The sequence below is a fragment of the Kribbella sp. NPDC004875 genome, assembly GCF_042873375.1.
In the GTDB taxonomy this organism is placed as follows: domain Bacteria; phylum Actinomycetota; class Actinomycetes; order Propionibacteriales; family Kribbellaceae; genus Kribbella.
The window spans coordinates 2,048,407-2,074,260 of sequence record NZ_JBIALI010000001.1; the positions used below are offsets into that span (position 1 = coordinate 2,048,407).

Annotated in this window: 23 protein-coding genes; 14 read left to right on the forward strand and 9 right to left on the reverse strand. The window is 68.4% G+C overall.

The features are described from left to right. Positions 1 to 6 precede the first annotated feature (6 nt). The 3 genes from ACFYRH_RS09965 to ACFYRH_RS09975 form a co-directional block, all read right to left on the reverse strand. On the reverse strand, positions 7 to 885 hold the full coding sequence (locus ACFYRH_RS09965; RefSeq protein ID WP_387770997.1) for an aldo/keto reductase: 879 nt from the start codon (positions 883 to 885) through the stop codon (positions 7 to 9). Beyond that, positions 882 to 1,565 (reverse strand): RraA family protein, encoded by a 684-nt coding sequence (locus ACFYRH_RS09970; RefSeq protein WP_387771000.1) that lies wholly within the window; start codon positions 1,563 to 1,565, stop codon positions 882 to 884. The genes ACFYRH_RS09965 and ACFYRH_RS09970 overlap by 4 nt, the downstream gene beginning before the upstream one ends. A gap of 103 nt (positions 1,566 to 1,668) precedes the next feature. Then, positions 1,669 to 2,208, reverse strand: coding sequence for an AAA family ATPase (locus ACFYRH_RS09975; RefSeq protein ID WP_387771003.1), 540 nt, complete (start codon positions 2,206 to 2,208; stop codon positions 1,669 to 1,671). Between the two features lie 103 nt (positions 2,209 to 2,311). Between ACFYRH_RS09975 and ACFYRH_RS09980 the strand changes: the two genes are divergently transcribed. Then, positions 2,312 to 3,586 (forward strand): AlkA N-terminal domain-containing protein, encoded by a 1,275-nt coding sequence (locus tag ACFYRH_RS09980; protein ID WP_387771006.1) that lies wholly within the window; start codon positions 2,312 to 2,314, stop codon positions 3,584 to 3,586. Between the two features lie 11 nt (positions 3,587 to 3,597). On the opposite strand, the gene ACFYRH_RS09985 is transcribed toward ACFYRH_RS09980, so the two are convergent. Both ACFYRH_RS09985 and ACFYRH_RS09990 read right to left on the reverse strand, forming a co-directional pair. Next, positions 3,598 to 4,347, reverse strand: a complete 750-nt coding sequence (locus ACFYRH_RS09985; protein ID WP_387771008.1) for an isocitrate lyase/phosphoenolpyruvate mutase family protein — start codon at positions 4,345 to 4,347, stop codon at positions 3,598 to 3,600. Then, a complete protein-coding gene (locus ACFYRH_RS09990) occupies positions 4,344 to 4,640 on the reverse strand; it encodes a putative quinol monooxygenase (RefSeq protein WP_387771011.1) in 297 nt (98 codons plus the stop codon). The genes ACFYRH_RS09985 and ACFYRH_RS09990 overlap by 4 nt, the downstream gene beginning before the upstream one ends. Before the next feature lie 172 nt (positions 4,641 to 4,812). On the opposite strand from ACFYRH_RS09990, the gene ACFYRH_RS09995 reads away from it, so the two are divergent. After that, positions 4,813 to 5,607: a class I SAM-dependent methyltransferase gene (locus tag ACFYRH_RS09995; RefSeq protein ID WP_387771014.1), complete on the forward strand. Its 795-nt coding sequence runs from the start codon at positions 4,813 to 4,815 to the stop codon at positions 5,605 to 5,607. Here the strand turns inward: ACFYRH_RS09995 and ACFYRH_RS10000 are convergent. Beyond that, positions 5,590 to 6,396 carry a TrmH family RNA methyltransferase gene (locus ACFYRH_RS10000; protein ID WP_387771017.1) on the reverse strand — a complete coding sequence of 269 codons (807 nt, stop codon included), beginning with the start codon at positions 6,394 to 6,396 and terminating at the stop codon, positions 5,590 to 5,592. The two genes, ACFYRH_RS09995 and ACFYRH_RS10000, sit on opposite strands and share 18 nt — an antisense overlap. A 24-nt stretch (positions 6,397 to 6,420) precedes the next feature. Continuing rightward, complete coding sequence (locus ACFYRH_RS10005; RefSeq protein ID WP_387771020.1) at positions 6,421 to 7,491, reverse strand: LacI family DNA-binding transcriptional regulator; 1,071 nt, start codon at positions 7,489 to 7,491, stop codon at positions 6,421 to 6,423. Positions 7,492 to 7,725: 234 nt separating this feature from the next. On the opposite strand from ACFYRH_RS10005, the gene ACFYRH_RS10010 reads away from it, so the two are divergent. The 11 genes from ACFYRH_RS10010 (at position 7,726) to ACFYRH_RS10060 (ending at position 21,609) form a co-directional block, all read left to right on the forward strand. Further along, a complete protein-coding gene (locus ACFYRH_RS10010; RefSeq protein WP_387771023.1) occupies positions 7,726 to 9,012 on the forward strand; it encodes an extracellular solute-binding protein in 1,287 nt (428 codons plus the stop codon). Then, on the forward strand, positions 9,009 to 9,953 hold the full coding sequence (locus tag ACFYRH_RS10015; protein ID WP_387771026.1) for a carbohydrate ABC transporter permease: 945 nt from the start codon (positions 9,009 to 9,011) through the stop codon (positions 9,951 to 9,953). Before ACFYRH_RS10010 ends, ACFYRH_RS10015 begins: the two co-directional genes overlap by 4 nt. Next, complete coding sequence (locus ACFYRH_RS10020; RefSeq protein ID WP_387771029.1) at positions 9,940 to 10,881, forward strand: carbohydrate ABC transporter permease; 942 nt, start codon at positions 9,940 to 9,942, stop codon at positions 10,879 to 10,881. Before ACFYRH_RS10015 ends, ACFYRH_RS10020 begins: the two co-directional genes overlap by 14 nt. Positions 10,882 to 10,904: 23 nt before the next feature. Next, a complete protein-coding gene (locus ACFYRH_RS10025; protein ID WP_387771032.1) occupies positions 10,905 to 11,669 on the forward strand; it encodes an SDR family NAD(P)-dependent oxidoreductase in 765 nt (254 codons plus the stop codon). Continuing rightward, positions 11,657 to 13,345, forward strand: coding sequence for a heparinase II/III family protein (locus ACFYRH_RS10030; RefSeq protein WP_387771035.1), 1,689 nt, complete (start codon positions 11,657 to 11,659; stop codon positions 13,343 to 13,345). The genes ACFYRH_RS10025 and ACFYRH_RS10030 overlap by 13 nt, the downstream gene beginning before the upstream one ends. Then, the gene (locus ACFYRH_RS10035; RefSeq protein WP_387771038.1) at positions 13,338 to 15,245 is read left to right on the forward strand and encodes a hypothetical protein; all 1,908 of its coding nucleotides are present in this window, start codon (positions 13,338 to 13,340) and stop codon (positions 15,243 to 15,245) included. The genes ACFYRH_RS10030 and ACFYRH_RS10035 overlap by 8 nt, the downstream gene beginning before the upstream one ends. Next, positions 15,242 to 15,811: a hypothetical protein gene (locus ACFYRH_RS10040; RefSeq protein ID WP_387771041.1), complete on the forward strand. Its 570-nt coding sequence runs from the start codon at positions 15,242 to 15,244 to the stop codon at positions 15,809 to 15,811. The genes ACFYRH_RS10035 and ACFYRH_RS10040 overlap by 4 nt, the downstream gene beginning before the upstream one ends. 127 nt (positions 15,812 to 15,938) lie before the next feature. After that, positions 15,939 to 16,991: a DUF1565 domain-containing protein gene (locus ACFYRH_RS10045; protein WP_387771044.1), complete on the forward strand. Its 1,053-nt coding sequence runs from the start codon at positions 15,939 to 15,941 to the stop codon at positions 16,989 to 16,991. Next, positions 16,991 to 18,181 carry a GDSL-type esterase/lipase family protein gene (locus tag ACFYRH_RS10050; RefSeq protein WP_387771047.1) on the forward strand — a complete coding sequence of 397 codons (1,191 nt, stop codon included), beginning with the start codon at positions 16,991 to 16,993 and terminating at the stop codon, positions 18,179 to 18,181. The genes ACFYRH_RS10045 and ACFYRH_RS10050 overlap by 1 nt, the downstream gene beginning before the upstream one ends. Before the next feature lie 10 nt (positions 18,182 to 18,191). Then, positions 18,192 to 20,543, forward strand: coding sequence for a polysaccharide lyase 8 family protein (locus ACFYRH_RS10055; protein WP_387771050.1), 2,352 nt, complete (start codon positions 18,192 to 18,194; stop codon positions 20,541 to 20,543). Between the two features lie 85 nt (positions 20,544 to 20,628). Continuing rightward, positions 20,629 to 21,609 (forward strand): acetylxylan esterase, encoded by a 981-nt coding sequence (locus tag ACFYRH_RS10060; RefSeq protein ID WP_387771053.1) that lies wholly within the window; start codon positions 20,629 to 20,631, stop codon positions 21,607 to 21,609. Here ACFYRH_RS10060 and ACFYRH_RS10065 read toward each other — a convergent pair. Together ACFYRH_RS10065 and ACFYRH_RS10070 are read right to left on the reverse strand one after the other, a co-directional pair. Further along, a complete protein-coding gene (locus ACFYRH_RS10065) occupies positions 21,572 to 22,756 on the reverse strand; it encodes a hypothetical protein (RefSeq protein ID WP_387771056.1) in 1,185 nt (394 codons plus the stop codon). The genes ACFYRH_RS10060 and ACFYRH_RS10065 overlap by 38 nt on opposite strands. 85 nt (positions 22,757 to 22,841) lie before the next feature. Beyond that, positions 22,842 to 23,840: a LacI family DNA-binding transcriptional regulator gene (locus ACFYRH_RS10070; protein WP_387771059.1), complete on the reverse strand. Its 999-nt coding sequence runs from the start codon at positions 23,838 to 23,840 to the stop codon at positions 22,842 to 22,844. Positions 23,841 to 24,005: 165 nt separating this feature from the next. Between ACFYRH_RS10070 and ACFYRH_RS10075 the strand changes: the two genes are divergently transcribed. Beyond that, positions 24,006 to 25,853 carry a glycoside hydrolase family 127 protein gene (locus ACFYRH_RS10075; RefSeq protein WP_387771062.1) on the forward strand — a complete coding sequence of 616 codons (1,848 nt, stop codon included), beginning with the start codon at positions 24,006 to 24,008 and terminating at the stop codon, positions 25,851 to 25,853. Position 25,854: the final 1 nt, after the last annotated feature.

Here is a 25,854-nt window from a genome sequence, read left to right on the forward strand (position 1 = left end):
TACTGATCACTCCAGCTTGGCGAGTTCGGCTTCCGAGAGTCGCAGGGCTCCGGCGGCGACGTTCTGCTCGAGGTGAGCGACGTTTCCGGTGCCCGGAATCGCCAGGACGTTGGGGGACCGGTGCAGCGTCCAGGCCAGGCGGACCTGCTGCGGCGTGACGCCGTGGTCGGCAGCGATCGTCTCGACGGCGTGCGAATGGTCGGTGCTCGGTCCGGACTCGCGGGCCGAGCCGGCGATCGCGAAGAACGGGACGTACGCGATGCCGCGCGCGGCGCAGGACCGGATCAGTTCGTCCTCGTCGCGGCGCAGGTCGACGGCGTAGCTGTTCTGCACGCACACGACCGGCGCGATCGCGAGCGCTTCCTCGAGGTGATCGAGACGGACGTTCGAGATCCCGAGCTGCCGGACCAGGCCTTCGTCGCGGAGTTCGCTGAGCCAGCCGAACCGTTCACCGATCGACTCGCCGGGCTTGTTCATGATCCGCAGGTTCGCCACGTCCAGACAGTCGACGCCGAGCTGCCGCAGGTTCGTCTCCACCTGCTCGCGGAGTTCCGCGGCCGTCGTGGCGTTGTAGAAACCGCGCGCCGCATCCTCGCCCGGCCCGACCTTCGTGGTGATCGTCAAACCCTCGGGGTACGGCGCCAGCGCCTCCCGAATCAGTTCGTTCGCATACCGCTTGGCGCCTTCACCGACCCGCAGCGTCCCGCCTGGTGACACATAGAACGCCGCGGTGTCGATGTGATTCACGCCGAGCTCGACCGCGCGCCGCAGGACCGCGATCGCGACCGACCGGTCCGGGTTCGCGGTGATCCGCATCGCGCCGAAGCCGAGGCGGTTGACGGTGACATCGCCGAGTTGCCAGGTCCCTGCCGTTGCCGCGTTCACTCCTCGATCGCTCCCCGCACCGCGCGCAGGTGCTGCCGGAACGTCAGCGACGGATCCGCGGCACGTTTCTCGAGGAATGTCCGGAAACTCACCTGGGCGCGCAAGGACCGTCCGTTCCGGATTTCCTCCGCCTGCCGGCGTTCCGTGTCCCGGATCGACTCGGCCAGCCCGAGCAGCTCGTCCAGCCGGTCCGCGGGCACGAAGATCGCCCCGTCCTGATCGGCGAAGACGATGTCCGCACGGGTCACCGGCCACTCGCCGATCCTTGCCGTCGACAACGCATCGGCCGGTTGCGGATCGAGCCGCAACGGTCCCGTCGGTAGCGCCCCGAGGCTGAACACCGGCAGCCCGATCGCAGTGATGTCGACCGTGTCCCGGTGCAGGCCCCAGATCACGATCCCGGCGATTCCCGCGGCCTCGGCCTCCAGGGCCACCAGGTCACCGACACACGCCTCGTCCCGCCGGCCACCGTTGTCCACGACGAGTACGTCGCCCTTGGCGGCGGACTCGAACGCCTCCAGGAAAACGTCGACACTTCCCACGTGCTGAGCCGGCAGTACCCGCCCCGCCACCTTGGTCCCCACAACAGCCGTCACCGACACCGTGCGAACCGGCACCCCGGCCCGAAGACATGCATCCGCGACATGCGCCGTGGTCAGCTCCGCGAACCGCTCCAGCATCCCAGCCCCTCTCAACACCCGGATCCCGACAGGAAACAGTCCACCACGCTTGTCCAACTCCTGGGCGCAGCGGTTCCGGCCAGTGCGACAGCAGTCCGGCAGGTCAGTGCGACAGAAACGCGACGATCTCGTCCAGCGGCGGCTCACCGCTGGTGTCCAGGGTCATCGCCGGGACCGGCAGATCGACCGGCTGGAACGAGTTGTGGGTCCGCAGCCGGGCCTCGGGGCTGATCTGCGCGTCCTCGTGCGCGGCCCGCCGCGGATCGTTGGCAGACCGGGCGGTGATCCGCTCGAGAGCGACCTCGGCCGGGACCGTGCAGTGCACGATCCGGATGTCCGCACGGCCGAGCAACGGGCTGAGCCCCGGTGCCCAGAGCCGGTCCTGGAACGCTGCTTCCGCGACCACCGTCGTACCGCGGCCGATCAGCAGGCCGATGACGTCGAAGAACGTCGACAGCGTCCGCATCTGCAGCGGGTCGCCGGGCCCCGGAACGAAGCCCGGGGTGGCGTGGGCCATGCCTTCCTTGATCTCGTCCCGGCAGATCGCCGGGCAGCCGATCGCGGCGGCGATCCGGTGCGCCAGCGTCGTCTTCCCGGTCCCCGGCGGACCACTGACCACGACAAGCATCGGTTTCGACTGCACTCGCCGTACCTTAGCGGTGACGGTCGGCGCTCGGTGTAAGACGCGTGTCATGAACTGTCGGCAGGCGTGCCTAGCGTTGGTCCGAACGACAGGGGTGGGGGACATGACGACTTATTCGGCGGTCCGCACGACCGGGATCTACTGCCGGCCCGGGTGCGGGGCGAAGCCGCTCGCGGAAAACGTGAGCACGTTCGAGCTGCCGGCCGCGGCGGAGGCCGCCGGGTACCGCGCCTGTCTGCGCTGCCGTCCGTACCGCGTGGCCGGGACGGTGGCCGACGAGACGCCCGAGCTGGTCTGCCGGGCGGTGCAGCTGATCATCACCGGACTGCTGGACGAGTCGGGCGAGGAGGCGCTCGGCGCGCGGCTCGGGGTGTCGGCGCGGCACCTGCGCCGGATGTTCCACGAGCACCTCGGTGTCACGCCCGACCAGTTCGCGCGGTCGCGGCGGGCACACTTCGCGCGCCGGCTGCTCGACGACACGGATCTCGGCATCGCGGACATCGCGTTCGCGTCCGGTTTCGGCAGCCTGCGGCAGTTCAACCGGGCGATGCGGGAAATTTTCCGCGCCGCACCGCGCGAGCTGCGCGACCGTCGGCGTCGCACCGATCGCCTCGTCGCCGACGGTGGTCTGGTACTGCGGTTGCCGTTCACCCCGCCGTACGACTGGGAGGCGATGTGCGCGTACCTCGGGGCGCGCGCGATCCCGGGCGTCGAGTCCGTCGCGGACGGCGTGTACCGGCGGACGATCTCGCTGGACGGTGAGCCGGGCGTCCTGGAGGTGAGCGCGGGCGGTGACGACCACCTGCTGCTGCGCGCGCACTTGCCGTTCTGGGAGGGCGTGATCCATGTCGTGGACCGCGCCGCTCGTCTGGTCGGTCTCGATTGCGAGCCGGTCCGTGCCCGCAAGCTGTTGTCGGCAGACGCGCGGTTCGGGTCGCTTGTCGCGGCGCGGCCCGGTGTTCGGGTGCCCGGCGTGTGGGGTCCGTTCGAGGTCGCCGTACAAGCTGTTGTCCGCGATCAGCTGCCGGCCGCTGATGCGACCGACGTGTTGCGCAAGGTGGTGGAGGTGTACGGCGCCGCGGTCCCGGGGCTGGGGCACGGTCTGACGCATGCGTTCCCGGGACCGGAGGCGTTGACGGGAGCCGAGCTGGTCGGCCCACTCGCCCGTGCGGTGGCCGACGGCAACATCACGCTCGAGGATTCGGAAAGTTTGATTCCGTCGCTGCAGACCGTCACGAGTTCCCGCGCCGCGCACGAGATCGCGCTGCGACTCGGCGCCCGCGACGCGTGGCCCCTCGACGGCGAGTCGGCGCACCTCCGCCCGTGGCGCTCCCTCGCCGCCGTCTACCAGCAACTCGACGTCGCCGAGGCCGGTTAATGTCCTGAGCACTAGCTGGTCAAGGCCGTGTACGTGCCGGTGGTGAGGATTTCCTTCGCAGCGGTCGTTGCCAGTGCGTACGCCGCACTCGTGATCGCCGGGCCGACACTGATCCGCGCCACGCCGAGGTCCGCGAGCTCGGCGACCGGGGGAGCGCCCGGACCGACCATCACGTTCAGCGGCAGCGGCGACTCCTTCACCAGCCCCGCGATGATCCCCGCGTCGACCACGCCCGGGACGAACAGCACATCCGCGCCCGCGTCGGCGTAGATCTTCGCCCGCTCGATCGTGCCGGTCCGGTCGCCGAACAGGTACGTGTCGGTCCGCGCGTTGATCACCAGTTCGATGCCGGAGGCAACAGCGGCAGCCCGCGCCGCCCTGATCCGCTCGGCGTGCGCCATCGGGTCGTCGAGGACGCGCGCCGTACTGTCCTCGAGGTTGATCCCGACGGCGCCCGCCTCGATGACCTCGGTGACCGTGCCCTCGACATCGCCGTACCCGGCCTCGATATCCGCCGTCACCGGGACCGCGACCGCCGTGCAGACCGCGCGGATCGTCGCGATCGCGGACGCCCGGTCCAGCGGGCCGCCGTCCTCGACACCGTACGCCCACGCGACGCCCGCACTCGTGGTCGCGATCGCCGCCGCGCCGGCCGCTTCGATCGCGCGCGCCGATCCGGCGTCCCATGCGTTCGGCAACACGAGCGGCGGCTGTCCGTGCAGTTCGCGCAGCCGCCGCGCCAGCTCGTTCTGCGTGGTCACAGGCTCACCAGCAGTTCGTGGTCGATCTCGACGAACTCCACGATCAGGTCGGCGAACCGGCCCGCGATGAGTTCCTTGTACACCGCCGAGCCGGTGTGCGCGTCGTACGCCGCCTGGTCCGCGAAGTGCTCGACGAACAGCAGGTAGTCCGGCTTCGCCGGGTCGCGGTAGACGCGGAAGGACAACGTGCCTTCCTCGGCTCCCGGGCCTTTCGGCGCGAACTCCTGCACGATCGCCTCGGCGGCGGCCTGGTTGCCGTCCTTGAGCTTGATCGGAAACACCTTGGCCAGCATCGGATTTTCCTCCTGTGGTCGGTTCGAAGCACCTCAAGGTTCGCGCGCCGCCGGGGTTGGGTCTGGCCATATTCGGTCATCTCCATCGTCTCGCATACAGAGACGATATGTCTCATTTTTCAAGATCCTGGACTACGGTGGAGAACGTTGGCGGAGGGCAAAGGAGCCTGCGATGAACAACGTGTACACCCACGGACATCACGAGTCGGTGCTGCGGTCGCACAACTGGCGGACGGCGGAAAATTCTGCCGGTTACCTGATCCCGCATCTACGGCCCGGAATGTCGCTGCTCGACGTCGGCGCCGGTCCCGGCACCATCACGGCCGACCTGGCGCGACTGGTGGAGCCCGGCCGGACGACCGCGCTCGAGGCGAGCGACGCGGCGCTCGACATCACCAAGGCGACGTTCGCGGACCTGGATCTCGGCGTGGACTTCGTTGTCGGTGACGTGCACGCGCTGGACGTTCCGGACGACACGTACGACGTCGTTCATGCGCACCAGGTGTTGCAGCATGTCGCGGATCCGGTGCAGGCGCTGCGGGAGATGCGGCGGGTCTGCAAGCCCGGTGGGATCGTCGCGGTCCGCGACTCCGACTACCACGGCTTCGTCTGGTACCCGGCATTGCCGGAGCTGGACGAGTGGATGGCGCTCTATCAGCGCCTCGCGCGCGCCAACGGTGGCGAGCCCGACGCCGGTCGGCGTCTGCTGTCCTGGGCGCTCGCGGCCGGCTTCGAGAAGGTCGACGCGACCACGTCGACCTGGGCGTTCACCGAACCGGAGGGCCGTGCGTTCTGGGGCGGGATGTGGGCCGATCGGATCCTGAAGTCCGCGCTGGCGGACCAGGCCCGAGCAGACGGCGTACCCGAGCAGCGGCTGGAAGCGATCTCGCAGGCGTGGCGGACGTGGACGGAAACTCCGGACGGCTGGATTTCCATCCTGCACGCCGAACTACTGTGCGTGGCGTGACCGCTGGCGGGAAATCTCGTACAGCACGGCGGTCGCTGCGTTCGCGGCGTTGAGCGAGCTGGCCGAACCCGTGATCGGGATCCGCACCAGGTGGTCGGCGGCCTCTTTCCAGGCCGTGCTCAGGCCGGTGGTCTCGTTTCCGATCAGCAGCAGCACCGGCTGCGTGAAGTCGAAGTCGTAGACGTCCGTCGTGCCGTGCTCGTCGGTTCCGACCACCGCGATCGGAACCGCGGAACGACGTACCCAGTCCAGGACCTCGCGGTGTGACGGCGCGCGGACGGCGGGAACCGCGAACAGCGATCCCGTCGTCGCGCGGACCGCCTTCGGGTCGTAGATGTCGGCGGCGTGACCGGTGACGATCACGCCGCCGGCGCCGAACGCGTCCGCGGATCGGATGATCGACCCGATGTTCCCCGGCCCGGTCGGCCGGTCGAACACCACACCGAGAAAGTCCGGCCCGACCGGAATCCGATCCAGATCATCGGCGGGCAACTCGAGTACGGCGACCAGTTCCGGTTCCTGTTTCTCGCCGAGCTCGGCCAGCAACTCCGGTGCCATCGCCACCCGTTCGACACCGGGAAGTTTCTGCAGCAACTCCGACGCCCAGCCGGACAGCGGCCGGGATACGTCGGTAATCACCGTCCGCACCACCCAGCCGTTGTCCACGGCAACCGAAATCGGCCGCACGCCCTGGACCAGGAACTCGCCGGACCGCTGCCGCTTGGTCCGGTTGGTGAGCGACGCCTGCCAGACCTGGAAACGAGCGTTCCGCGACGAGATCCGTTGCACGGGCACCACTCTACGGGCCGGCGCCTACCCGGCCGGTGGTGCAGTGGACTCGCGAACGATCAGCTCGGGCCGGAACAACAGGGACTGTCCCTGGGTCGGGCCGGAATCATCCAGCCGCGCCCGGAGCTGGGTGAAGGCCGCCGCGGCCATCTCCCGCATCGGCTGGCGGACCGTGGTCAGCGTCGGTGCGTAGAGATCCGCGAGCACGATGTCGTCGAAGCCGACCACCGAGACGTCCTTGCCCACCTCGAGCCCGCCGTCCCGCAGTCCGCGGCAGACGCCGAGCGCGCACATGTCGTTGATCGCGACGATCCCGGTCGGCGGTTCCTCCAGGGCCAGCAACTCGGCGGCGGCCGCGCGACCCAGCTCGGACGCCTCGACGTCACCGAAGTCGTCCGCGTCGCCCTTGACCGGTGCCCGGACGGAACTTTCCGGATCGATTCCGGCCTGCTCGAGCGCCGCCGCGAATCCGCGGTACCGCTCCTTGCGGTTCACACTCGCCAGCGCGCCGGAAACGAACGCCAGCCGGCGGTGCCCGAGCTCGGTCAGGTGCTGCGTGGCCAACTGACTGCCGATCGCGTTGTCGACACTGATGCTCACCAGCGAGGCCGGATCGCCGGCCTGCGACGTCCGGTCGAAGGCGACCAGTTGGAGCCCGCGCTCGACCAGTGGCATCACATGCTCGAGCGACGGGAGCGACGAGCACAGGACGACGCCGTGCACGCCGTCGGCCCACAGTTCGTCGACGTAGTCGCGCTCGCGACGCGGATCGCGCTCGGAATTGCAGAGCAGAACGTGGTAACCCTCGGCCAGCGCGGCGGACTCCAGGTGGCGTGCGAGGGCACCCCAGAACGGGTTTCCGACCGACGGAACGACGAGTCCGATCGTCGTGTTCCGGCCGGTCCGCAGTTGCCGAGCGGCCCGGTTCGGCCGGTAGCCGAGCTTGTCGATCGCGCGCTCGATCCGTTGCCGGGTCTCGGGCAGCATCCGGTGACTGCGCCCGTTGAGCAGGTTCGACACCGTGCTCGGCGAGACGCCCGCCTCGGTCGCGACCTGCTGGATCGTCACCTCACCCGTCCTCAATTCACCGGCCACCCGCGCATTCTGTCACCCCGTGTCCTGCTCGCGTTTCTGCCGTAGTCGCAGTGCAACGATGCATCAGGTTCCTCCGAAAGTCCAGCAGAACTTCGTCGACGTCAACCCCTTGACGTGCCGTGAAATCCGTTCCTAGCATGCGGTGCATCGTTGCACCGGCCCCGCACAGTTGCGCCGCTCCGGCTGGTAGATCGTTGCACCACTCCACTTCCGCAGCACCACGAAAGGCGCGCCATGGAGTACACCCGTAGATCAGTCCTGACCGCCCTCGGGCTCGGCGCCGTCGCCGCGGCCACCGGGTGCTCCGCATCGGGCGGCACCACACAGGCCGCCGCCGACGGACCCGTCGAAGGTGAGATCTCGCTGCTCACCCCGCTGTTCGAGGGCAGTACCGGCAAGCAGTTGCTCGAGGGCAAACTGCTGCCGGCGTTCAAGCAGAAGAACCCGAACGTCACGGTCAAGGTCGACTACACGACGTACGCCGCCCTGAACGAGAAGATCACCACCAGCCTGGCCGGCGGCCTGATGCCGGACGTGGTGATGCTCGGGGTCGGTTGGATCCCGCCGTTCGCGCACAAGAAGGTGCTCGCGCCGCTGCCCGACGACCTGGCGAAGCGGTACGAGTACGAGGACCGGGTGCTCGAGCCGTCCCGGTTCGACGGAAAGCTGTACGCGTTGCCGATGGTCCTGGACACCCGGATCGTCACCTACCGCAAGGACCTGTTCGCCGAGGCCGGGATCAAGGCGCCGCCGAAGGACTGGGCCGAACTGCGCGAGATCTCCAAGGAACTCGCCCGCCGGGACGGTTCCGGAAAACTGACGCGGGTCGGATTCGATCCGTTCTCGATCGATCTGCGGCAGTGCTGGGAAACGTTCCTGTTCGCCAACGACGGAAATCTGTTCGACGATTCCGGACAGCAGGTGAAGTTCGACGACGACCGCGGTGTCGAGGCGCTGCAGCTGTTCCTCGACCTGATCAAGGACAAGTCCGCCGACTACTCGTTCAAGTCCTCCGCCGGTCAGCCGAGCACCCTGCAGCAGGGCCGTTCCGCGATGATGATGGCGAACAACTCGCTCTGGGTGCAGATCAAGCAACAGAACCCGGAGCTGTTGAAGGAGGACAAGGTCGGCGCGTTCATCCTGGCCAACAAGGTGCCGGCGATGTTGCAGGGCGGGACCCTGGTGGCCCGCTCCGCATCGTCCAAGCACGCCGCCGCGGCCCAGGCGCTGGTGGAGTTCATGGGAACTCCGGAATCCATCCTGCCGACGGCGCAGCAGCGCGGATCCGTGCCCGGCGTCCAGAACCTGCGGGACTCCGAGTACGTCAAGGACAACGGTTTCGTGAAGCTTGCCCTGGACAACATGAGCAAGGCCCGGTCCGAGGGCGGCACGGCCGCCTGGATGGAGATCCGGGAGAAGATCAAGACCACGCTGGAGACCGCCGTGGTCGGCAAGCGGACCGCCAAGGAAGCGATCGACGAGCTCGCCGACCTGAGCAAGGAAGCGATCTCGAGGCTGTGAGCGCGACGACGATGGCGGAGCAGGTGCGGGAGACCGCGCCTGCTCCGGTCTCCCCTCCACCCAGCGGCAGGCTGCTCCGGAGCCGGCGCCGGGCCGGCCTGCTGATGGTTGCGCCCGCTCTGTTGCACGCGCTGATCTGGATCGGCATCCCGCTGGTCGCGGCGGTGGTGCTGAGCTTCACGTCGTACGACGTGCTGACCCCGCCGCGGTTCGTCGGGCTGGAGAATTTCCGCGACCTGCTGTCCGACGACGTCTTCCGGCGCGCGGTGCTGAACACCAGCATCTACACGTTCTTCACCGTTCCGGTGGCGATGTCGATCGCGCTGCTGATCGCGCTGATGCTGAACACCAAGCTGACCGGCCGGGCGATTTTCCGGACCGCGATCTTCATCCCGCAGGTGACGGCGACGATCGCGGTCGCGCTGGTCTGGCTGTGGATCTACGATCCGCGCAGCGGGCTGGCCAACGCCGTGCTGTCGTTCCTCGGTCTGGACGGACCGGCCTGGCTGTCGTCCACCGACTGGGCGATGCCGGCGGTGATCGTGGTCGGGATCTGGCAGGGCATCGGGCTGAAGATGCTGATCTACCTGGCCGCGCTGCAGAGCCTGCCGACCGACCTGTACGAGGCGGCGTCCGTGGACGGCGCGTCGAAGGTCCGGCAGTTCTTCAGCCTGACCGTGCCGTTGCTGCGGCCGGCCACGTTCTTCGTCTTCGTGACGTCGGTGATCGGCGCGTTCCAGTCCTTCGACCAGGTGTACATCCTGACCGACGGCGGACCGGCGAACAGCACGACGATGATGACGTACGAGATCTACAAGTCCGCGTTCCGGGAGTTCCGGATGGGGTACGCGTGCGCGCAGAGCCTGGTGCTGTTCGCGCTGCTGCTCGTCCTGACCCTGCTGAACCGGCGGATCACCGGAGGTGACCGTGCCACCCGCTGAGGCTCTCACCGAGCAACGACCTCGGGTCCGTCCGGACCGGCCGTCGGGGGCCCGCGCGAGCGGGCGACGGCGCGTCGGTCCCGGCCGGATCGCGCTGTACCTGACGCTGTCCGCGATCGCCCTGGTGATGATCGTGCCGTTCGTCTGGATGCTGCTCACCTCGCTGAAGACCCCGGGTGACATCGCCGCCGTACCGCCGAGACTGTTTCCGACGCAATGGGCGTTCGGAAACTACGCGGACGCGCTGCGCGCAGCGCCGTTCGCGACGTACGCGCGGAACAGTTTCGTGATCGCCGCGAGCCACACGCTGCTGAACGTGGTGATCGCGTCGATGGCCGGGTACGCGCTGGCGCGGTTGCGGTTCCGGGGCAGTTCGCTGATCTTCCTCGGGTTCGTGGGCGCGCTGATGATTCCGACGTACACGAAGATCCTGCCGGAGTTCCTGATCGTGCGGTTCATGCCGCTGTTCGGTGGGAACGACATCACCGGGCAGGGCGGCACCGGGTGGCTGGACACCTGGTGGGCGCTGATCATTCCGGGCGCCGTGAGCCCGTTTTCCGTGTTTCTGCTCCGGCAGTTCTACCTGGACCTGCCGGTCGAGCTCGAGGAAGCCGCGCGGCTGGACGGCCTCGGTGAGCTGGGCATCTACGCGCGGATCATGACGCCGCTGGTGAAGCCCGCGTTCATCACTGTCGCGCTGCTCACCTTCGAGGGCTCCTGGAACAACTTCCTCTGGCCACTGCTGGTGACCAAGAGCGACAGCCTGCGGGTGATCCAGGTCGGGTTGTCGGTGTTCCGCACCGAGAACGACACCCAGTGGGCGTTCCTGATGGCCGGAACGACGCTGGCCACCGTTCCGATGGTGGTGCTGTTCCTGATCGGGCAGCGGTACTTCGTCCAAGGGTTCGCGAACGCGGGCATCAAATGACACTCATCGAAAGGAAATCTCCTATGACCGGGGAACTGCAGGGCACGCGGGCGCTGGTGACCGGAGCCGGGCACGGCATCGGCCGCGGGATCGCGCTCGGACTGGCCGCGGCCGGGGCCGACGTCGTGGTGCACTACGGAAAGTCCGCCGACGCGGCCGCGCAGACCGTTTCCGACATCGAGGAACTCGGCCGGAAAGCGATCGCGGTCGGAGCCGACGTGACGAGTACGGCGGACGTCGACCGGCTGCTGGACGAGACCGTCGGGTTCCTCGGCGGACTCGACGTCCTGGTCTGCAACGCCGGCCACCTGATCGGCCGGGTCAAGGTCGAGGAGATGACCGACGAGCACTACCAGCAGGTCGTCGACGTGAACCTCGGCGCGACGTTCCGGACCACGCGAGCCGCGATTCCGCACCTCGCGCAGTCGGCGAACCCGCGGATCGTCACGATGGCGTCGCTGGCAGCGCACAACGGCGGCGGGCCCGGTTCCGTGGTCTACGCCGCGGCGAAGGCCGGGATCCGGGGCTTCACCAAGGGGTTGGCGAAGGAACTCGGGCCACGCGGCATCACAGTCAACTCGGTCGCTCCGGGGTACATCGCGGAAACGGCGTTCCACCAGACGTTCTCCACCGCCGAGGCGCAGGCGAACATGGTCGCCGGTACGCCGATCGGTCGCGCCGGGCAGGTCGAGGACGTGGCGAACGCGGTCCGGTTCCTCGCGCTGCCGTCCACCGGCTACCTGACCGGGATCACCATCGACATCGACGGTGGCACGTGGCCCCGCTGACCGGGAATCCGCCGACGGAACGCGGTGGCTGGTGGCACGAGTACGTGTGTCCGGCCCACGGCGTCGAGCTCGAGCACGTCGGCTTCGAATCCGGAAAGTTTCCGGACGGCGGGGTGCCCTGCACGTACGGGTGCCGGATCGACACACCCGCGGTCCGCGGCGCGTGGACCGTGCTCGCCCATCATTTCTGGGCGCGGCGGATCCGGCTGCTCTCGTACGACGGCGGGGGCGCGGACCTGCTCACGTCGTACGCGCGGCTGTATCTGGAGCTCACGAAGGCGGGGGAGCACGAGCAGGCGCAGGGATGGATGCAGCGCGGCCGGCTGTTCCACCAGGCGCTGACGGATGCTGTCTGGGGCGTACCGATCGCGCACTCGATCTTGAACCTGGCCGAGCGGTCGGGGAAGGCCGAGCTTGCTGAGACGCTACCGATGCTCGACGACATGGTCGCGGGTGCGCGCCGGGCACGGGAAGCGATGGTTGCCCAGGACAAGTTCTCGTCGAACTACACAGCATGGTTCAACGCTCTGGGGACGACGGCGAGCCAGGCGGCCGCCGCCGTTCGAGGCGAGACCTGGGACGGCGAGAAGGAGTGGCTGAGCGGTGAGCACGGGCAGTTCGCGCACCTCGAGGTCGCGACCGGCGAGGACGGCCTCGAATGGGAAGCCAGCACGTACTACCACGGCTTCGTCCTGCGGGCCTACCTACTGAGCCTTCGCGGATTCGACCCCGCGGCCGCTCCCGAGCGGCTGGGCCGGATGATCGGCGCGCTGGCCGGGCTCGCCACTGATGGCGGCATCCTGCCCGCTCTCCACGACGGTCCGTACCTGCGGATTCCGCTGGCGCTGGAGTGGCTGGAGATCGCCGCGCTGGCCAAGCAGTTCACGTCGGAACACGGTCTCGACGCGGTCGCGGCACGTGCCCGTGCCGAGGTCGGGGACGGGTACGACGGCTTGGAGGACAGGTTCACCGGCTGGTTCGCCGGCGAGCCACGGTCGGACGCACTGTCGCCTGAGTCCGTGAGTTCGTCGTACGCGGTCGTTCGGGTCGGCGGGATCCACGCGGTCCTCGACCACGGGCCGCACGGTGGCTCGCACGGTCACCACGACAAGCTCGCGCTCTACCTGTACGGCGCGACCACGCCGTGGCAGCCGGATCCGGGGCAGGTGCCGTACGGGCATGCCGAGTGGCGCCGCCACTACAAGTCGGTCAACTCGCACCCGACGATCCGGATCGACGATCTCGAACCTGCCGAGGCGACCGGGGTGCTCACCCAGGACGCGACGTCGGTGACGGCCACGGTCGACGGTTGGTACGACGGCGTGCGGGCGACACGGCAACTGATTTCCGACAACGGTTTCCTGATCGACGTGGTGCGGGTGACGGCGGATCGTGAGCGCGAGATCGTGCTGCAGTTCCGGCCGGACGTCGACCTGCGAGTCGAGGTGCGACCAGATGCTTTCCGGACGACCTGGACCGGGGACGAAGCGCTGTACGGCTACCACTGTGGGGACGGCGTTGCGGTCACGCGGCCCGGTCCCGGTCCGGCTGACGACCCGCAGCGGACCCGGACCTGGGTGGACTGGACCGTTGTCGGAACGACCGCGACTTTCCGTTCCGTCTACTCGACCACGCCGATCGACGGAAACCTCGAGGACGTGATTTCCGATGTATGACGAGCGTCTCGACGAACTGCGTGCCGGTCTCGACGGACGGTACGCCGCGCAATGGCGGCGGCTGCGCGAGCAGTGCGACTGGTACCGGACACAGACGCCGCCGACCGAGCACCCGTCGGCGAGCATCACGTACTTCGGCCCGGCGGCGGCGAACCTTGCGCTCGCCTACCGCCTGACGGGCAACGAGGGGTACCGCGCGGAGGCAGCGCGGTGGATCTCGGCCGCGATCGGGTTTCCGCACTGGGGCAAGGCGCACATGCCCGACCACGACCTCGACGCCGGTTGGTTGCTGCACGGTCTGTCGCTGGCGTCGGCGTGGTTGGGTGACGACTTCCAGCTCGCCAAGGAACTGCGGGCGAAGCTGGAGTTGCAGGGGGCCCGGTTGTACGAGTTCGCCGTCGCGTCCGAGGGTTCGTGGTGGAGTTCGTCGTACTGGCAGAACCACAACTGGATCTGCTACACCGGCCTCGCTGCGGCCGGGTACGCGCTCGGGCGCACCGAGTGGACCGAGCGGGCGAAGACGAACTTCACCACCGTGATCGAACTGCTCCCGGCCGACGGGTCCGACATGGAAGGCGTCGTCTACTGGCGGTACGGCGTCCCGTGGCTCGCGACGTACCTGGATCTCCTGCAGGATCAGGAACAGCTGGACTGGTGGCAGCGCTGCGCGTTCCTCGCGAACACGTTTTCCTACCGGCTCCAGCAATGCGCACCGGGATTCGAGGAGAACATCGACCACGGTGACTGCCACGACCGGCGGAGCGGACACAGCGTCGCGCTGTACCGGAAACTCGCCGCCGCCTACCGGATCGGCGAGGCACAGTGGCTCGCGGATCTGGTCTCCGAGCGGTTCTTCTGGCGAGAGGCGTACGCGAGCGGCGTCAAACCCGGCGTGATGCCGGAGGCGTACCTGGAGATGCTCTGGTACGACGACTCGCTGCCGCCGGTCGATCCCGCGAAAAATGCTCCGCTGTCCGCGTACTTTCCGGACCTCGGTTTGGTCACGGCACGGACCGGGTGGGACGACGAGGCCACGATGGTGTCGTTCAAGGCGGCGCCGGGTGGCGGGCATCAGGCGTGGGAGACGTCGCATCAGCTGGACCGCGAACGCGGGTGGGACTCATTGAGCGCCGGGCACCATCATCCCGACGCGGGGTCGTTCGTACTCACGTCGCGGGGCGCGTTCCTGGCGGTGGACGAGGGCTACAGCAACCGCAAACGCGCCGGCGACCACAACCTGATCCTGGTGGACGGGTTCGGTTATGCCGACGAGGACCGGTATCACGTCTACAAGGGGATCCCGTACGAGCGGCAGGCGCGGATGGTCGACGTGCACGCGGTCGACGGGATGGCGCACGCGACGGCACAGATCGCCGCGATGTACCCGGCCGAGCTCGGGATCGCCCGCCTGGACCGGACGCTGGTCTTCACTCCCGCCGGTCGCATCGTCCTGCTCGACCGGTGCGCCGCCGACTCTCCCCGGGACTGGACCTTGCTGCTGCACGCGGATTGGCCGATCGAGTACGGCGCGGAAATCGTGCTCCGTTCCGGTTCCGCGCAGGCATGGGTCCGGCTGCACACCCCGCTGACCGTCGAGTCCGCCGTCACCGAGGTCGAGGCCAACCCCACGTCGAGCACCCCGAGCCTCCGCCTGACCCGCACGATGCACACGCTGCGCGCGACCGCCGAGCAGTCGTCGGTCGCGACACTCCTCACCACGATCGAGCCGACGTCGTCCCTGCATCCGTCACCACCCACCGCCCGGCGCATGTCGCTTTCGCGCGGCCACGGAATCGCCTTCGACGGAGAAACCGTTCTGTTGCCGGACGACGACGGAATGATCGAGGACGAGCGGGCGAAGGCCGTCATCCGGACCGCGGACCGGAGGATCACGGTATGACCAGGCGGGCGCTGGACTGGCTGGGCTGGATAGCCAGTCCAGCGCTGTCCGGGGCGGCGTTCGCGCTGCTCTGTCTGGGGATCGTCACCTGGTTGCCGGCGCTGGCCGCGGTCGGGTTCGCGCTCAACCGGTGGCGGACCGACGGGGACACGCGGTGCTTCACCGGAGTGTTCGCCGGATGGCGCAAGTACTGGCGTCCGCTGCTCCCGCACTCGATCCTGATGACCGTTGCCGCAGTGGTTGCTGCCAGCAACCTGTGGTTCCTGTCCGGTCGTTCCGGGCCGCTCGTCCTGACGCTTTTCATGATCCACGTCGGCCTGGTCGCCGCCGCGGTCACCTACCACGTCGCACTCGCCGTCGCAGCCGGCCGGAACCCGTCCGGATCAGCCGCCGAGTGGCGCCGTACCGCTTTCCAACTCGCCTTCACGTCCGTGCCCCGAGGGACCGCACTCCTCGGCGCCGCGGTCACCGCTCCGGTGTTCTCACTCCCCATCCCGGCAGGCCCGCTGCTCCTCGGCACCACCGTTCCGGTCCTGGTCGGCCTGCTCGTCGCCGACCGCGGCTGACCCACTTCCAAACCTTCCGTTCCGCAACGGACGTTCTGTTTCCGACAAGACGTTCCGTTCTGGCCGGATGCTCTGTTCCGGCCGTGCACCCCAGTCCGTTTCTGACCGCCCTATCAGGAGGACCATCATGTTCAGAGCCGTTCCGATCCTGCTTCTCGGCGCCGCGCTCGCGCTGCCCGCCGTACCGGCGCACGCCGCGACCGATTACTACGTCTCGACGACCGGCAGCGACAGCAACTCGGGTACGTCGTCCGGCACGCCGTTCGCGACCATCCAGAAAGCCCTCGACACAGCGCCGCGCGACGCGACCGTACATCTTGCCTCCGGCACCTATCTGCAGGATGCGGTGACGGTGCGCTCCGGAGTGACGATCACCGGACCATCGAGCGCGGTGGTGAAAGGTGCGGGGAACTCACGGATCTTCCAGGTGCAGCACGACGGCGTGACGCTGGACGGGTTCACGATCGACGGGTTGTTCGGCTCGTCGAGCAGCAAGTCCGGGTACCGGGACAAACTGGTCTACGTGATGAGCACGTCGCCTGGTGACGGCGTGGGCACACTGACGATCCGGAACATGCGGTTGAAGAACGCCGGCGGCGAGTGCCTGCGGCTCCGGTACCTGATCACGAACGCGGACGTGCACGACAACACGATCGGGCCGTGCGGGGTGTACGACTTCAAGTTCAACGACGGTGGTAAGAACGGGGAGGGGATCTACCTCGGCACCGCGCCGGAACAGCAGGGCCAGAACGGCGCGCCGGACGCCCAGGCCGACCGCAGCCGGAACAACCACATCCACGACAACACGATCGCGACGTACGGCAACGAGTGCGTGGACGTGAAGGAGAACTCGACCGCGAACACCGTCGAGTACAACGACTGCAGTCAGCAGCAGGATCCCAGCTCGGGCGGTCTGGATGCCCGCGGCAACGGGAACACTTTCCGGTACAACACCCTGCACGACAACGCCGGCTCCGGTGTCCGCCTCGGCGGCGACACGGAAACCGATGGCGTGGACAACAACGTCTACGGAAACACCATCACGAACAACGCCTCCGGCGGCATCAAGTTCATGCGTACGCCGCAGGGCCAGGTCTGCGGAAACACCATGTCCGGCAACACCGGCGGAAACTCGGTCGGAACCTTCGGCGCCGACTTCACCCCGACAGCAGCCTGCTGATGGGTACGCCGTCCCGCCGCGCGATCCTCGGCGGCACAGCGGCCGGTGCCGTCGGCACCGTCATCGGCGTTTCCGGAACAGCGGCGTTCGCCAGCGACAACGCGATCTCGGCAGCGACAGAATCCACCGCCGACGAGGTCGCCGTGCCGACACCGCGCCGGTGGGCCACGAGCTGGGCGACTGCGCAGACAGCGCCGACTGCTACGGACCCGGACGCCACGAACGGATTCACGGACACAACGATCCGGAACACTGTCCGGCTGTCCGCCGGTGGCGCTCCGATCCGGCTGCGCTTCGCGAATCCCTTCGGAACGTCACCCGTCGCGATCGGGCCGGTGAGCGCCGCCTCGGCGCAGGCCGGCGGCGACCGGCGGGTGCTGTTCGGTGGTGAAGAGCAGGTCGTCCTGGCGGCCGGCGCGACTGTCGTGAGCGATCCGGTCACGGTCGTCGTACCCGACGGTGGGGACCTAACGGTAAGCATGTACCTGCCAGGACCTACCGGCCCCGTCAGCTTTCACCGCAACGTGCATGCGACCGGAACGATCGGAGACCGACCGACCAAGTCGGTGTTCCTGCTCAGCGGAGTCGACGTTCCGGCGAACGGGCGAACGGCGCTCGCGGTCCTCGGCGACTCGATCACCGAAGGTGTCGGGACGCCCGATGACGCCAACCTCCGCTGGCCCGATCTGTACGCCGCGCGGTTCCGCAGGCGGCCGGCCGTGGCGAATCTCGGAATCAGCGGAAACCGCCTGCTACTCGACGACGCACGCTTCGGCCCAGGCGGTCAGGCACGGTTCGATCGCGACGTGCTCAGCCTGCCCACCCTGCAGACACTGATTGTTTTCCTCGGCATCAACGACATCCAGCAACCACCGCGTCAGGCCGATCCGGCCCGGATCCTGCAGGGTTACGAGCAGCTCGTCCGCCGCGCCCACGACCACGAGCTCGAAGTGATCGGCGCGACCATCGGCCCGTTCAAGGGCTGGATCCGCTACACCGAAGCTCTCGATCACGTGCGGAACGACGTCAACGCCGTACTCCGGCACGGCCGCCTGTTCGACCGTCTCCTCGACGTCGACGCAGCGGTCCGCGACCCGGCCGACCCGGCTCAGCTCCGGCCCGCGTTCAACAGCGGGGACGGCCTGCACCCGAATCCGGCCGGCGCGCAGGCCATCGCCCTCGCCCTCTGAGAGGACCTCAATGTCAGACCACACCGTCCACCGGCGCACTGTCCTCGGCGGAATGATCGGCGGAACCGCACTGCTCGCCCTCCCGACACCGATCGGCGCGAACGCATCCACCAGCGGCTCCGACCTCACCGCCACCAGCACCGTCACCTCAACAGACGAGCTCCGTCTCCGCTGGCAGACCCTGCTCACCGGCGGCCCGACCGTCGACCCGACCGACCCGGACCTCGCCGTGGCGATCGCCCGCGTCGACCGCCTGGCCAGATCCGCCCTCACCACCCTCGACCGCTCCGCGAACCGGACCACCCTCTGGCCGGACCTCGCGAGTACAACGCTTTCCAACCACGTCGCCTCGAATTTCCGCCGCATCAAGCAGATCGCCCTCGCGTGGGCGACGAACGGGTCGGCGTACCAAGGAAACAGTTCCGTCGCCGACGACATCCGCGGCGCGCTGGAGTGGATGCACACCAACCGCTACAGCCCCACGCTGCCGCGGTACGACAACGACTACGACTGGGAGATCGGCGGCGCCTCCGCCTTCGCCGACACGTTGGGTCTGTTGTACGACGCGATTCCGGCCGACGTACGTACGACGTACACGCAGGCCATCAACTACTACACACCGGACCCGAACCTGTGGCGTGCCGATCGGCAGATCGCGACCGGTGCGAACCGGGTCTGGATCGCGACGGTGGTGGCGACCCGGGCGGTCCTCGACGGCGATACCGCTGCTCTGGTCCGCGTCCGCGACGCGATCAGTGACGTCGAGGGCGACGGCGCGAACAGCGTGCTCGCGTTCAACGACGCACCCGGCCGCATCGACGGCACTGGCGAGGGCTTCTACAGCGACGGCTCGTTCCTTCAGCACTACAAGCACCCCTACAACGGTGGGTACGGCAAGGAACTGCTCGGAACGCTGTCGTCGCTCCTCTACCTGCTCGGCGGCACCGACTGGGCTGTCACCGATCCGGAGCTCGAGAACATCTACGGCTGGGTGAACGACGCGTTCGACCCGCTGATCGCCCGCGGCGACATGATGGGTTCGGTCTGCGGCCGCGAGATCGCCCGGCCCAGCAAGCAGAACCACGCCGCGACCCAGACCGTCATCGAGGGCACCCTGCGGCTGATTCCGACGGCGCCCGCGGCACATGCCGCGCAACTCACGGCACTCGTCAAGCAGTGGATTTCCGAGGACACGTTCCGGAACTTTCTGACCGTCACGGACCCGGCCTCGCTGGTCGCGGCCCGCGCGATCCTCGCCTCGTCCGCACCGGCTCGCGGGCCACTCGTCCTGCACAAGCAGTACCCGCTGATGGACAAGGTCGCGCACCACCGGCCGGCCTTCACGATCGGGCTGAGCGCGTACTCGTCGCGGATCTACAACTACGAGTCGATCCAGACCGAGAACCTGCACGGCTGGCACCTGTCCGACGGCATGGTCCTGCAGTACGACGGCGACCTCGGTCACTACTCGGGTGACTACTGGCCGACGGTCGACCCGTACCGGTTGCCAGGGACAACGATCGACACTCGGCGACTGGCGGATTCCTTCGGTTTCCGCAGTACCAGCGAGGCCGACTGGGTCGGCGGAACGGCGGTTCCTGGCAGAACGATCGGTGCCTACGGCATGGACCTGCGCGGGTACGGAACCAACCTGCGGGCCTTGAAGAGCTGGTTCCTGATCGACGACGTGATGGTGTGCCTCGGCTCGGACATCACCGGTGACGGAACAGTCGAGACGATCATCGAGAACCGCAAGCTGCGCACCGGTGAGGAGACCTTCACCACGGCACCGGGCTGGTGCCACCTCGACGGAACCGGTGGTTACGTCTTCCCTGACCGCACGCCGATCCAGACGCTGCGCGAGGAGCGGACCGCGACGTGGCGCGAGATCAACCTGAAGTACGGCACCGACGATCCGGTCACGCGGACGTTCCAAACAGTTTGGTTCGCCCACGGTGCGGCGCCGGTCGGGCAGGGCTATTACTACGTGCAACTGCCGACCGCGACGCCCGAGCAGACGAAAACGTTCGCCGGCAAGCTGCCCGTGTGCAAGCTGCGGAGCGACAGTACGGCGCACGCGGTTCGGCTGCACAACGTCCTGGCAGCCAACTTCTGGTCGGCGGGCACCGTTGCCGAGTTGACGGCCGATGGCCCGGCCTCGGTGGTCGTGGCAGGGGGAACGGTCGCGATCTCGGACCCGACGCACATCCGTCCGTCGGTCACGGTCGATCTCGACAAGCCAGGTCTGAGCCTGGTGAGCGCGGACGACGGCGTCACGGTTACCCAGCGAGGCCGCGGCTGGCGCATCGTCGTCGACACCAAGCACCGTCGCGGCGCCACCGCCGTCGCCACCTTCCGCTGAGACACCGAGAGTCATCGGCGTCACCGCGAACCGAGCTGAGAACTGCGGATCACCGGAATTTCCGGAAATACTGAGAGGAATCCGAATGCTGGTCGACATGCCCCTGGACCGGTTGCGGGAATACCGGCCGGAGCCGGAGGAGCCCGCGGACTTCGATGCGTTCTGGAAACAGACGCTCGACGACGCGGCCGGACATCCGATCGACGCCCGGTTCACGCCGTACGACGCGCGTCTTGCGACCGTCGAGGTCCAGGACGTCACGTTCAGCGGGTGGGCAGGCCAGTCGGTGAAGGCGTGGCTGCTCCTGCCCCGCCATCGCACCGGTCCGCTACCCGCGGTCGTGCAGTACATCGGGTACAACGGCGGCCGGGGGATCCCGTACGAGTGGCTGACCTGGAGCGCCGCCGGGTACGCGCATCTGATCATGGACAACCGCGGCCAGGGCGGCGGCGGAAAGACTGTCGCGGACACTGCGGACATCGCGCCGGACGGCCACGGATCGTCGGCACCGGGTTTCCTGACGCGCGGAATCGAGGACCCGGCGAAGCACTACTACCGCCGGCTGATCACCGATGCGGTCCGTGCGGTGGACGCCGCGAAGAGCAGCCCGAACGTGGACAGCGACCGGGTCGCGGTGGTCGGCGGCAGCCAGGGCGGTGGTCTCGCCCTCGCGGTCGCAGGTCTGCGTGACGACCTGGCCGCGGTGATTTCCGACGTTCCGTTCCTCTGTCATTTCCGGCGCGCGTCGCAGATCACCGACAACGGTCCGTACGCCGAGATCGCGCGCTGGTTGAAGGGCCACCGGTTCGAGACGGAAACCGCGATCGGAACGTTGTCCTACTTCGACGCGGTGAACTTCGCCGCCCGCGCGACCTGCCCGGCGTGGTTCTCGGTCGCGCTGATGGACAACGTCTGCCCGCCGTCCACGGTCTTCGCGGCCTACCACCGGTACGCCGGCGCCGCGGAGCTCGAGGTGTTCACCTACAACGGGCACGAAGGCGGCGCGGAGTACGACCTGCCGCGCAAGCTCAGTGCGCTCGCTTCCGTCTTCGGCCCCGGTGCCTGAAGCGGAGCACGCTCCACAGGATCAGCACCGGTAACCAGAGCACGACCAGCCAGGGAAGCCGCCACCAGCCGGAGCCGCCGAGTTCCGGCTGGTCGGTGGCGACCAACGGCCGCGCGGACGTCGACCACGCCAGGAAAGCGTCGCCGATCGGTACCGCGCCGAACAGATACCGCTTCGTCGTGAGCCCGGTGAACGGCAACCCGACCAGTTCGCCCGTCCGCGACAGCCGATCCGCGAGCGGATCGTGATGCACCCGCGCCGCGCCCATCGCGACGACGGTCGCGGACAGACTCACCCCGAACACCAGGGGCCCGGAGTCGACATCGCCCTGGCCGCCTCGGCCTTTCGGATACTCCCGGACCCCGAGGCCCGTGACGAGCTTGTCCTTGAAGATCTCGTACTGCGCCCGCGCGAAGGCCGGGTCGACCTCCACCAGGAACCGCTGGATCATCGCCTGCGACGAACCTCGCGCGCCGGAAACCTGCGGAACGACCTGATGCGGCAGCAGACCCGTTTCCGGATCCAGTTTCGTCTTGACCGTGGTCACCCAGTTCCGCGCGATCTGGCCGAAGCGTGGCGCGACCAACGCGTCGTACTGCCGGAGCGACGCGATCGCGACGACCGAGTCGACCGGCCAGGCCTGCCCAGGGTAGGCCGCGAGGTACGGCGTGTTCGCGGTCCGGAAAGCGGTGGCGATCGCGACGGACTTACTGGTGAACGCGTCGCGCTCCGCGGCAGTGGACTGTCCGAGTGCGATCAGGCCGCCACGCAGCCAGTTCGTCCAGCCGGCGTAGAAAACGCCGTACTCCGGCTTCAGCGACCGATCGAACGGAGCGGTTCCGTCGGCACTGTCGAGCCGGTCGAGCGCCCAGCGAACCTCTGCGGTCGCGTCGGCGGACCGCGCCGGGTCGTCGACGCCGACCTGGACCCAGCTGAGTCCGTACAGCACGTTCAGGAAGAAGTAGCCTTCAGGAAACTGTTTCTGTGCCGTCCGATCGGCCCCGCTCTCGATTTCGGCACGCAGGAACGTCAGCTGCTTGACGACGCTGCGGGTGGGATCGGTCCACGGGAGAACCAGACGAGCGGTGCCCACCCCCGCCACCAGCGTGGCGATCACCGCTACGCCGATCACGAGCTTGCGCAGCACCCGAATCAATCTAGAGGGTGCAAGGCAACCAGCGGCGGACGTACGGGTGACTATCCGGAGACTGGACACTCCTTGGGTGGGGCGTTCAGGTCCCGAGCGTCGACTCCCGGGCGATGAGGCGGGTGGGAAGCTCCAGCGGTCCGGGATGGGTGCGGCCGCCGATGGCGTCGAGGAGCAGGTTGGCGGTGTGCCGGCCGAGCGCCTCGAGCTCCATGTCGACGGTCGTGAGCGGCGGCCGGCTCGCCAGCGCCATCACCGGCCAGTTGTCGTACCCCGTGACCGCGATGTCGTCCGGCACCGAGCGGCCGAGCTCGCGGAGCCGATCGCAGACGCCGCGCGCGATCTGGTCGCTGCCGCAGGTGATCGCGTCGACGTCGGGCTGCGTCCGGAGCAGTAGGTCGACCGCGTGCCGGCCCCATCGCTCGCTCCACTCACCGTGCAGTGGCGCGCAGGTCAGTGCGTCGCCGGCTGCCGTCACCGTGGCCGCGGCGCGGACCCGGGCGCTGTGGTGCGAGTCCGGCCCGGTGACATGCGCGATCCGCTCGCGCCCGAGCGACAACAGGTGCCGCACGGTCGAGGCCGCGCCGCCGTGGTCGTCGACGATCAGCGAGGTGTCGGCCGGATCGATCGAGGGGCTGAACGCGTACACGACCGGGATCGGTACGTCGATCGGCGCTCGTGGCTCGGTCCGGCGGCCGGTGACGATGATGCCGTCGACCCGCCGGGAGACCAGCGACTTGATGTAGTGCTGCTCGCGGAGCGGGTCGTCGCGGGTGTCGCACAGCACCAGCGCCATCTCGCCCGCGCTGAGCGCGTCCTCGGCGCCGAGCATGATCGGGATACTGAACCGGCCCGAGCTGTCGGTGGTGATCAGACCCACCGTGAAGCTGCGCCCGGAGGCCAGCGCGCGACCACGGCTATCGGGTGTGAAGCCGAGTGTCTTGGCCGCTTGCTGCACCCGGAGCCGGGTCTCCGCTTTGAGCTTCCCGGTATTGTTGAGCGCCTTCGACGCCGTGCTGGTGGAGACCCCGGCCAGTGCCGCGACGTCCTTGATGCCGACCGTTCGGACTGTCCGTGAGGCCATCGGCAACTCCTTTCCTGAACTTTCCGGCACAGTACCCCAACGCCTCCGGCCGGCCCCGAAGTTATCCACAGGCAGGGTCGTCAGGGGTTGACCTGGCGCGCTCGGCTCTCTAACTTCGTGCAGGAAAACGTGTTCCGGATTTTCCTAACTCAGGAGTCAGGCGATATGAGCGCATCCCCGGAAACTCCTCTCGGCCCGGCCGCCACGACGAGCGGACAGCGGCGTCCGCTCGGACTCGGCCAGGTCTCCATCACCGGCGGGTTCTGGGCCCCGCGGCAGGCCCGCAACGGCGCGGAGGCGATCCCCAGCGGCCAGGACCAGCTCGAGAAAGCCGGAAATCTGCACAACCTGCGGCTCGCCGCGGGCATCGGCGAAGGCGAGGCGATCGGCCCGATCTTCGCCGACTCCGACGTCTACAAGTGGCTCGAGGCAGCCGCCTGGGAGTACGGGCGGAACCCCGACGACGAGCTGCTGAAGCGGATCCGCGACCTGACCACGGTCGTCGCGGCCGCGCAACGCGACGACGGGTACCTCGACTCGGTCGTCCAGCTCCGGTACGGCGACGAGGGCCGCTACCAGCAGCTCGTCTGGAGCCACGAGCACTACTGCGCCGGTCACCTGATCCAGGCCGCGGTCGCGCAGGTCCGCTGCACCGGCGACCGGGCCCTGCTCGACGTCGCGATCAAGCTCGCCGACCACTTGCTGGCGACGTTCGGCGACGACAAGACCGTCGACGTCGACGGTCACCCGGTGATCGAGATGGCCCTCGTCGAGTTGTATCGAGAAACCGGTACGGCGGCGTACCTCGAGCTGGCGAAGTGGTTCGTCGAGGCGCGCGGGCACGGGATCATCGAGCGGCACGGGCACTCGCCGGCGTACTTCTCCGACCGGGTCCCGGTCCGCGAGGCGACGTCCGTCGAGGGGCACTCGGTGCGCGCGGTGTACCTGGCCGCCGGGGCGGCCGATGTCGCGCTGGAGACAGGTGACGCCGAACTGCTCGATGCCTTGAAGGTTCAGTTCGACCACATGTGGTCGACCAAGACCTACGTCACCGGCGGGCTGGGCGCGCGCTGGGAGGGTGAGGCGTTCGGCGACGAGTACGAGTTGCCGCCGGACCGTGCGTACGCGGAAACGTGTGCGGCAATCGGCGGAATCCAGTGGGCCTGGCGGATGCTGCTCGCGACGGGTTCGGCGTCGTACGCCGACGCTGTCGAGCGGATGCTCTACAACGGTTTCCTCTCGGGCGTCTCGCTGGCCGGAACGGAGTACTTCTACGTCAATCCGCTGCAGCTGCGCGGGGCGGCGTACCCGGACACCGGGCGCAGCCCGGCGCACGGGCGGCGCGGGTGGTTCGACTGTGCGTGCTGCCCGCCGAACATCATGCGCACGCTGGCAAGCCTGGACGGCTACCTCGCGACGACGACCGAGGACGCGGTGCAGATCCATCAGTACGCCACCGGCGTGATCAAGGCCGGCGACGTCGAACTGCGTGTCGAGACCAACTACCCGTGGGAAGGCGCCGTGCGGATCACCGCCGACGCACCGGTTGCCGTCGAGTTGCGGATTCCGGGGTGGGCCGACGGCGCCACGCTCGACGGGCGGCCGGTCGCGGCCGGTGAATATGCTCGCGCGGAGGGCCAGGAGTTCGACCTTCGATTGCCGCTCGACACCCGGTTCGTCGGTGCCGATCCGCGGATCGACGCGGTGCGTGGGTGCATCGCGATGGAGCGTGGACCCCTGGTGTACGCGGTCGAGCAGGTGGACAACGCGGCGAACGTCGACGACCTGTACCTGTTGCCCGAGGCACCGGTTTCCGAAGCTACCGATCTGCTCGACGGCGTGACCGTCGTGAAGGCCCGCGGAAAGGCCGGAAACGGGCACCGGGACGGCTGGCCGTTCACCGCGCGGTCCGGCGACTCGACCGGCGACGAGGTCGACGTGGTCGCGGTGCCGTACTACGCGTGGGCCAACCGGGACATCGGCGCGATGCGCGTCTGGCTGCCCAGGGCCTGAC

Excerpts from the sequence above, each read along its gene's own strand:
- ACFYRH_RS10010 (WP_387771023.1), top strand. The coding sequence starts at position 7,726 with ATGGAGTACACCCGTAGATCAGTCCTGACCGCCCTCGGGCTCGGCGCC.
- ACFYRH_RS09995 (WP_387771014.1), top strand. The coding sequence starts at position 4,813 with ATGAACAACGTGTACACCCACGGACATCACGAGTCGGTGCTGCGGTCG.
- ACFYRH_RS10050 (WP_387771047.1), top strand. The coding sequence starts at position 16,991 with ATGGGTACGCCGTCCCGCCGCGCGATCCTCGGCGGCACAGCGGCCGGT.
- ACFYRH_RS09970 (WP_387771000.1), bottom strand. The coding sequence starts at position 1,565 with ATGCTGGAGCGGTTCGCGGAGCTGACCACGGCGCATGTCGCGGATGCA.
- ACFYRH_RS10025 (WP_387771032.1), top strand. The coding sequence starts at position 10,905 with ATGACCGGGGAACTGCAGGGCACGCGGGCGCTGGTGACCGGAGCCGGG.
- ACFYRH_RS10045 (WP_387771044.1), top strand. The coding sequence starts at position 15,939 with ATGTTCAGAGCCGTTCCGATCCTGCTTCTCGGCGCCGCGCTCGCGCTG.
- ACFYRH_RS09980 (WP_387771006.1), top strand. The coding sequence starts at position 2,312 with ATGACGACTTATTCGGCGGTCCGCACGACCGGGATCTACTGCCGGCCC.
- ACFYRH_RS10060 (WP_387771053.1), top strand. The coding sequence starts at position 20,629 with ATGCTGGTCGACATGCCCCTGGACCGGTTGCGGGAATACCGGCCGGAG.
- ACFYRH_RS10075 (WP_387771062.1), top strand. The coding sequence starts at position 24,006 with ATGAGCGCATCCCCGGAAACTCCTCTCGGCCCGGCCGCCACGACGAGC.
- ACFYRH_RS10070 (WP_387771059.1), bottom strand. The coding sequence starts at position 23,840 with ATGGCCTCACGGACAGTCCGAACGGTCGGCATCAAGGACGTCGCGGCA.
- ACFYRH_RS10040 (WP_387771041.1), top strand. The coding sequence starts at position 15,242 with ATGACCAGGCGGGCGCTGGACTGGCTGGGCTGGATAGCCAGTCCAGCG.
- ACFYRH_RS09990 (WP_387771011.1), bottom strand. The coding sequence starts at position 4,640 with ATGCTGGCCAAGGTGTTTCCGATCAAGCTCAAGGACGGCAACCAGGCC.
- ACFYRH_RS10035 (WP_387771038.1), top strand. The coding sequence starts at position 13,338 with ATGTATGACGAGCGTCTCGACGAACTGCGTGCCGGTCTCGACGGACGG.
- ACFYRH_RS10055 (WP_387771050.1), top strand. The coding sequence starts at position 18,192 with ATGTCAGACCACACCGTCCACCGGCGCACTGTCCTCGGCGGAATGATC.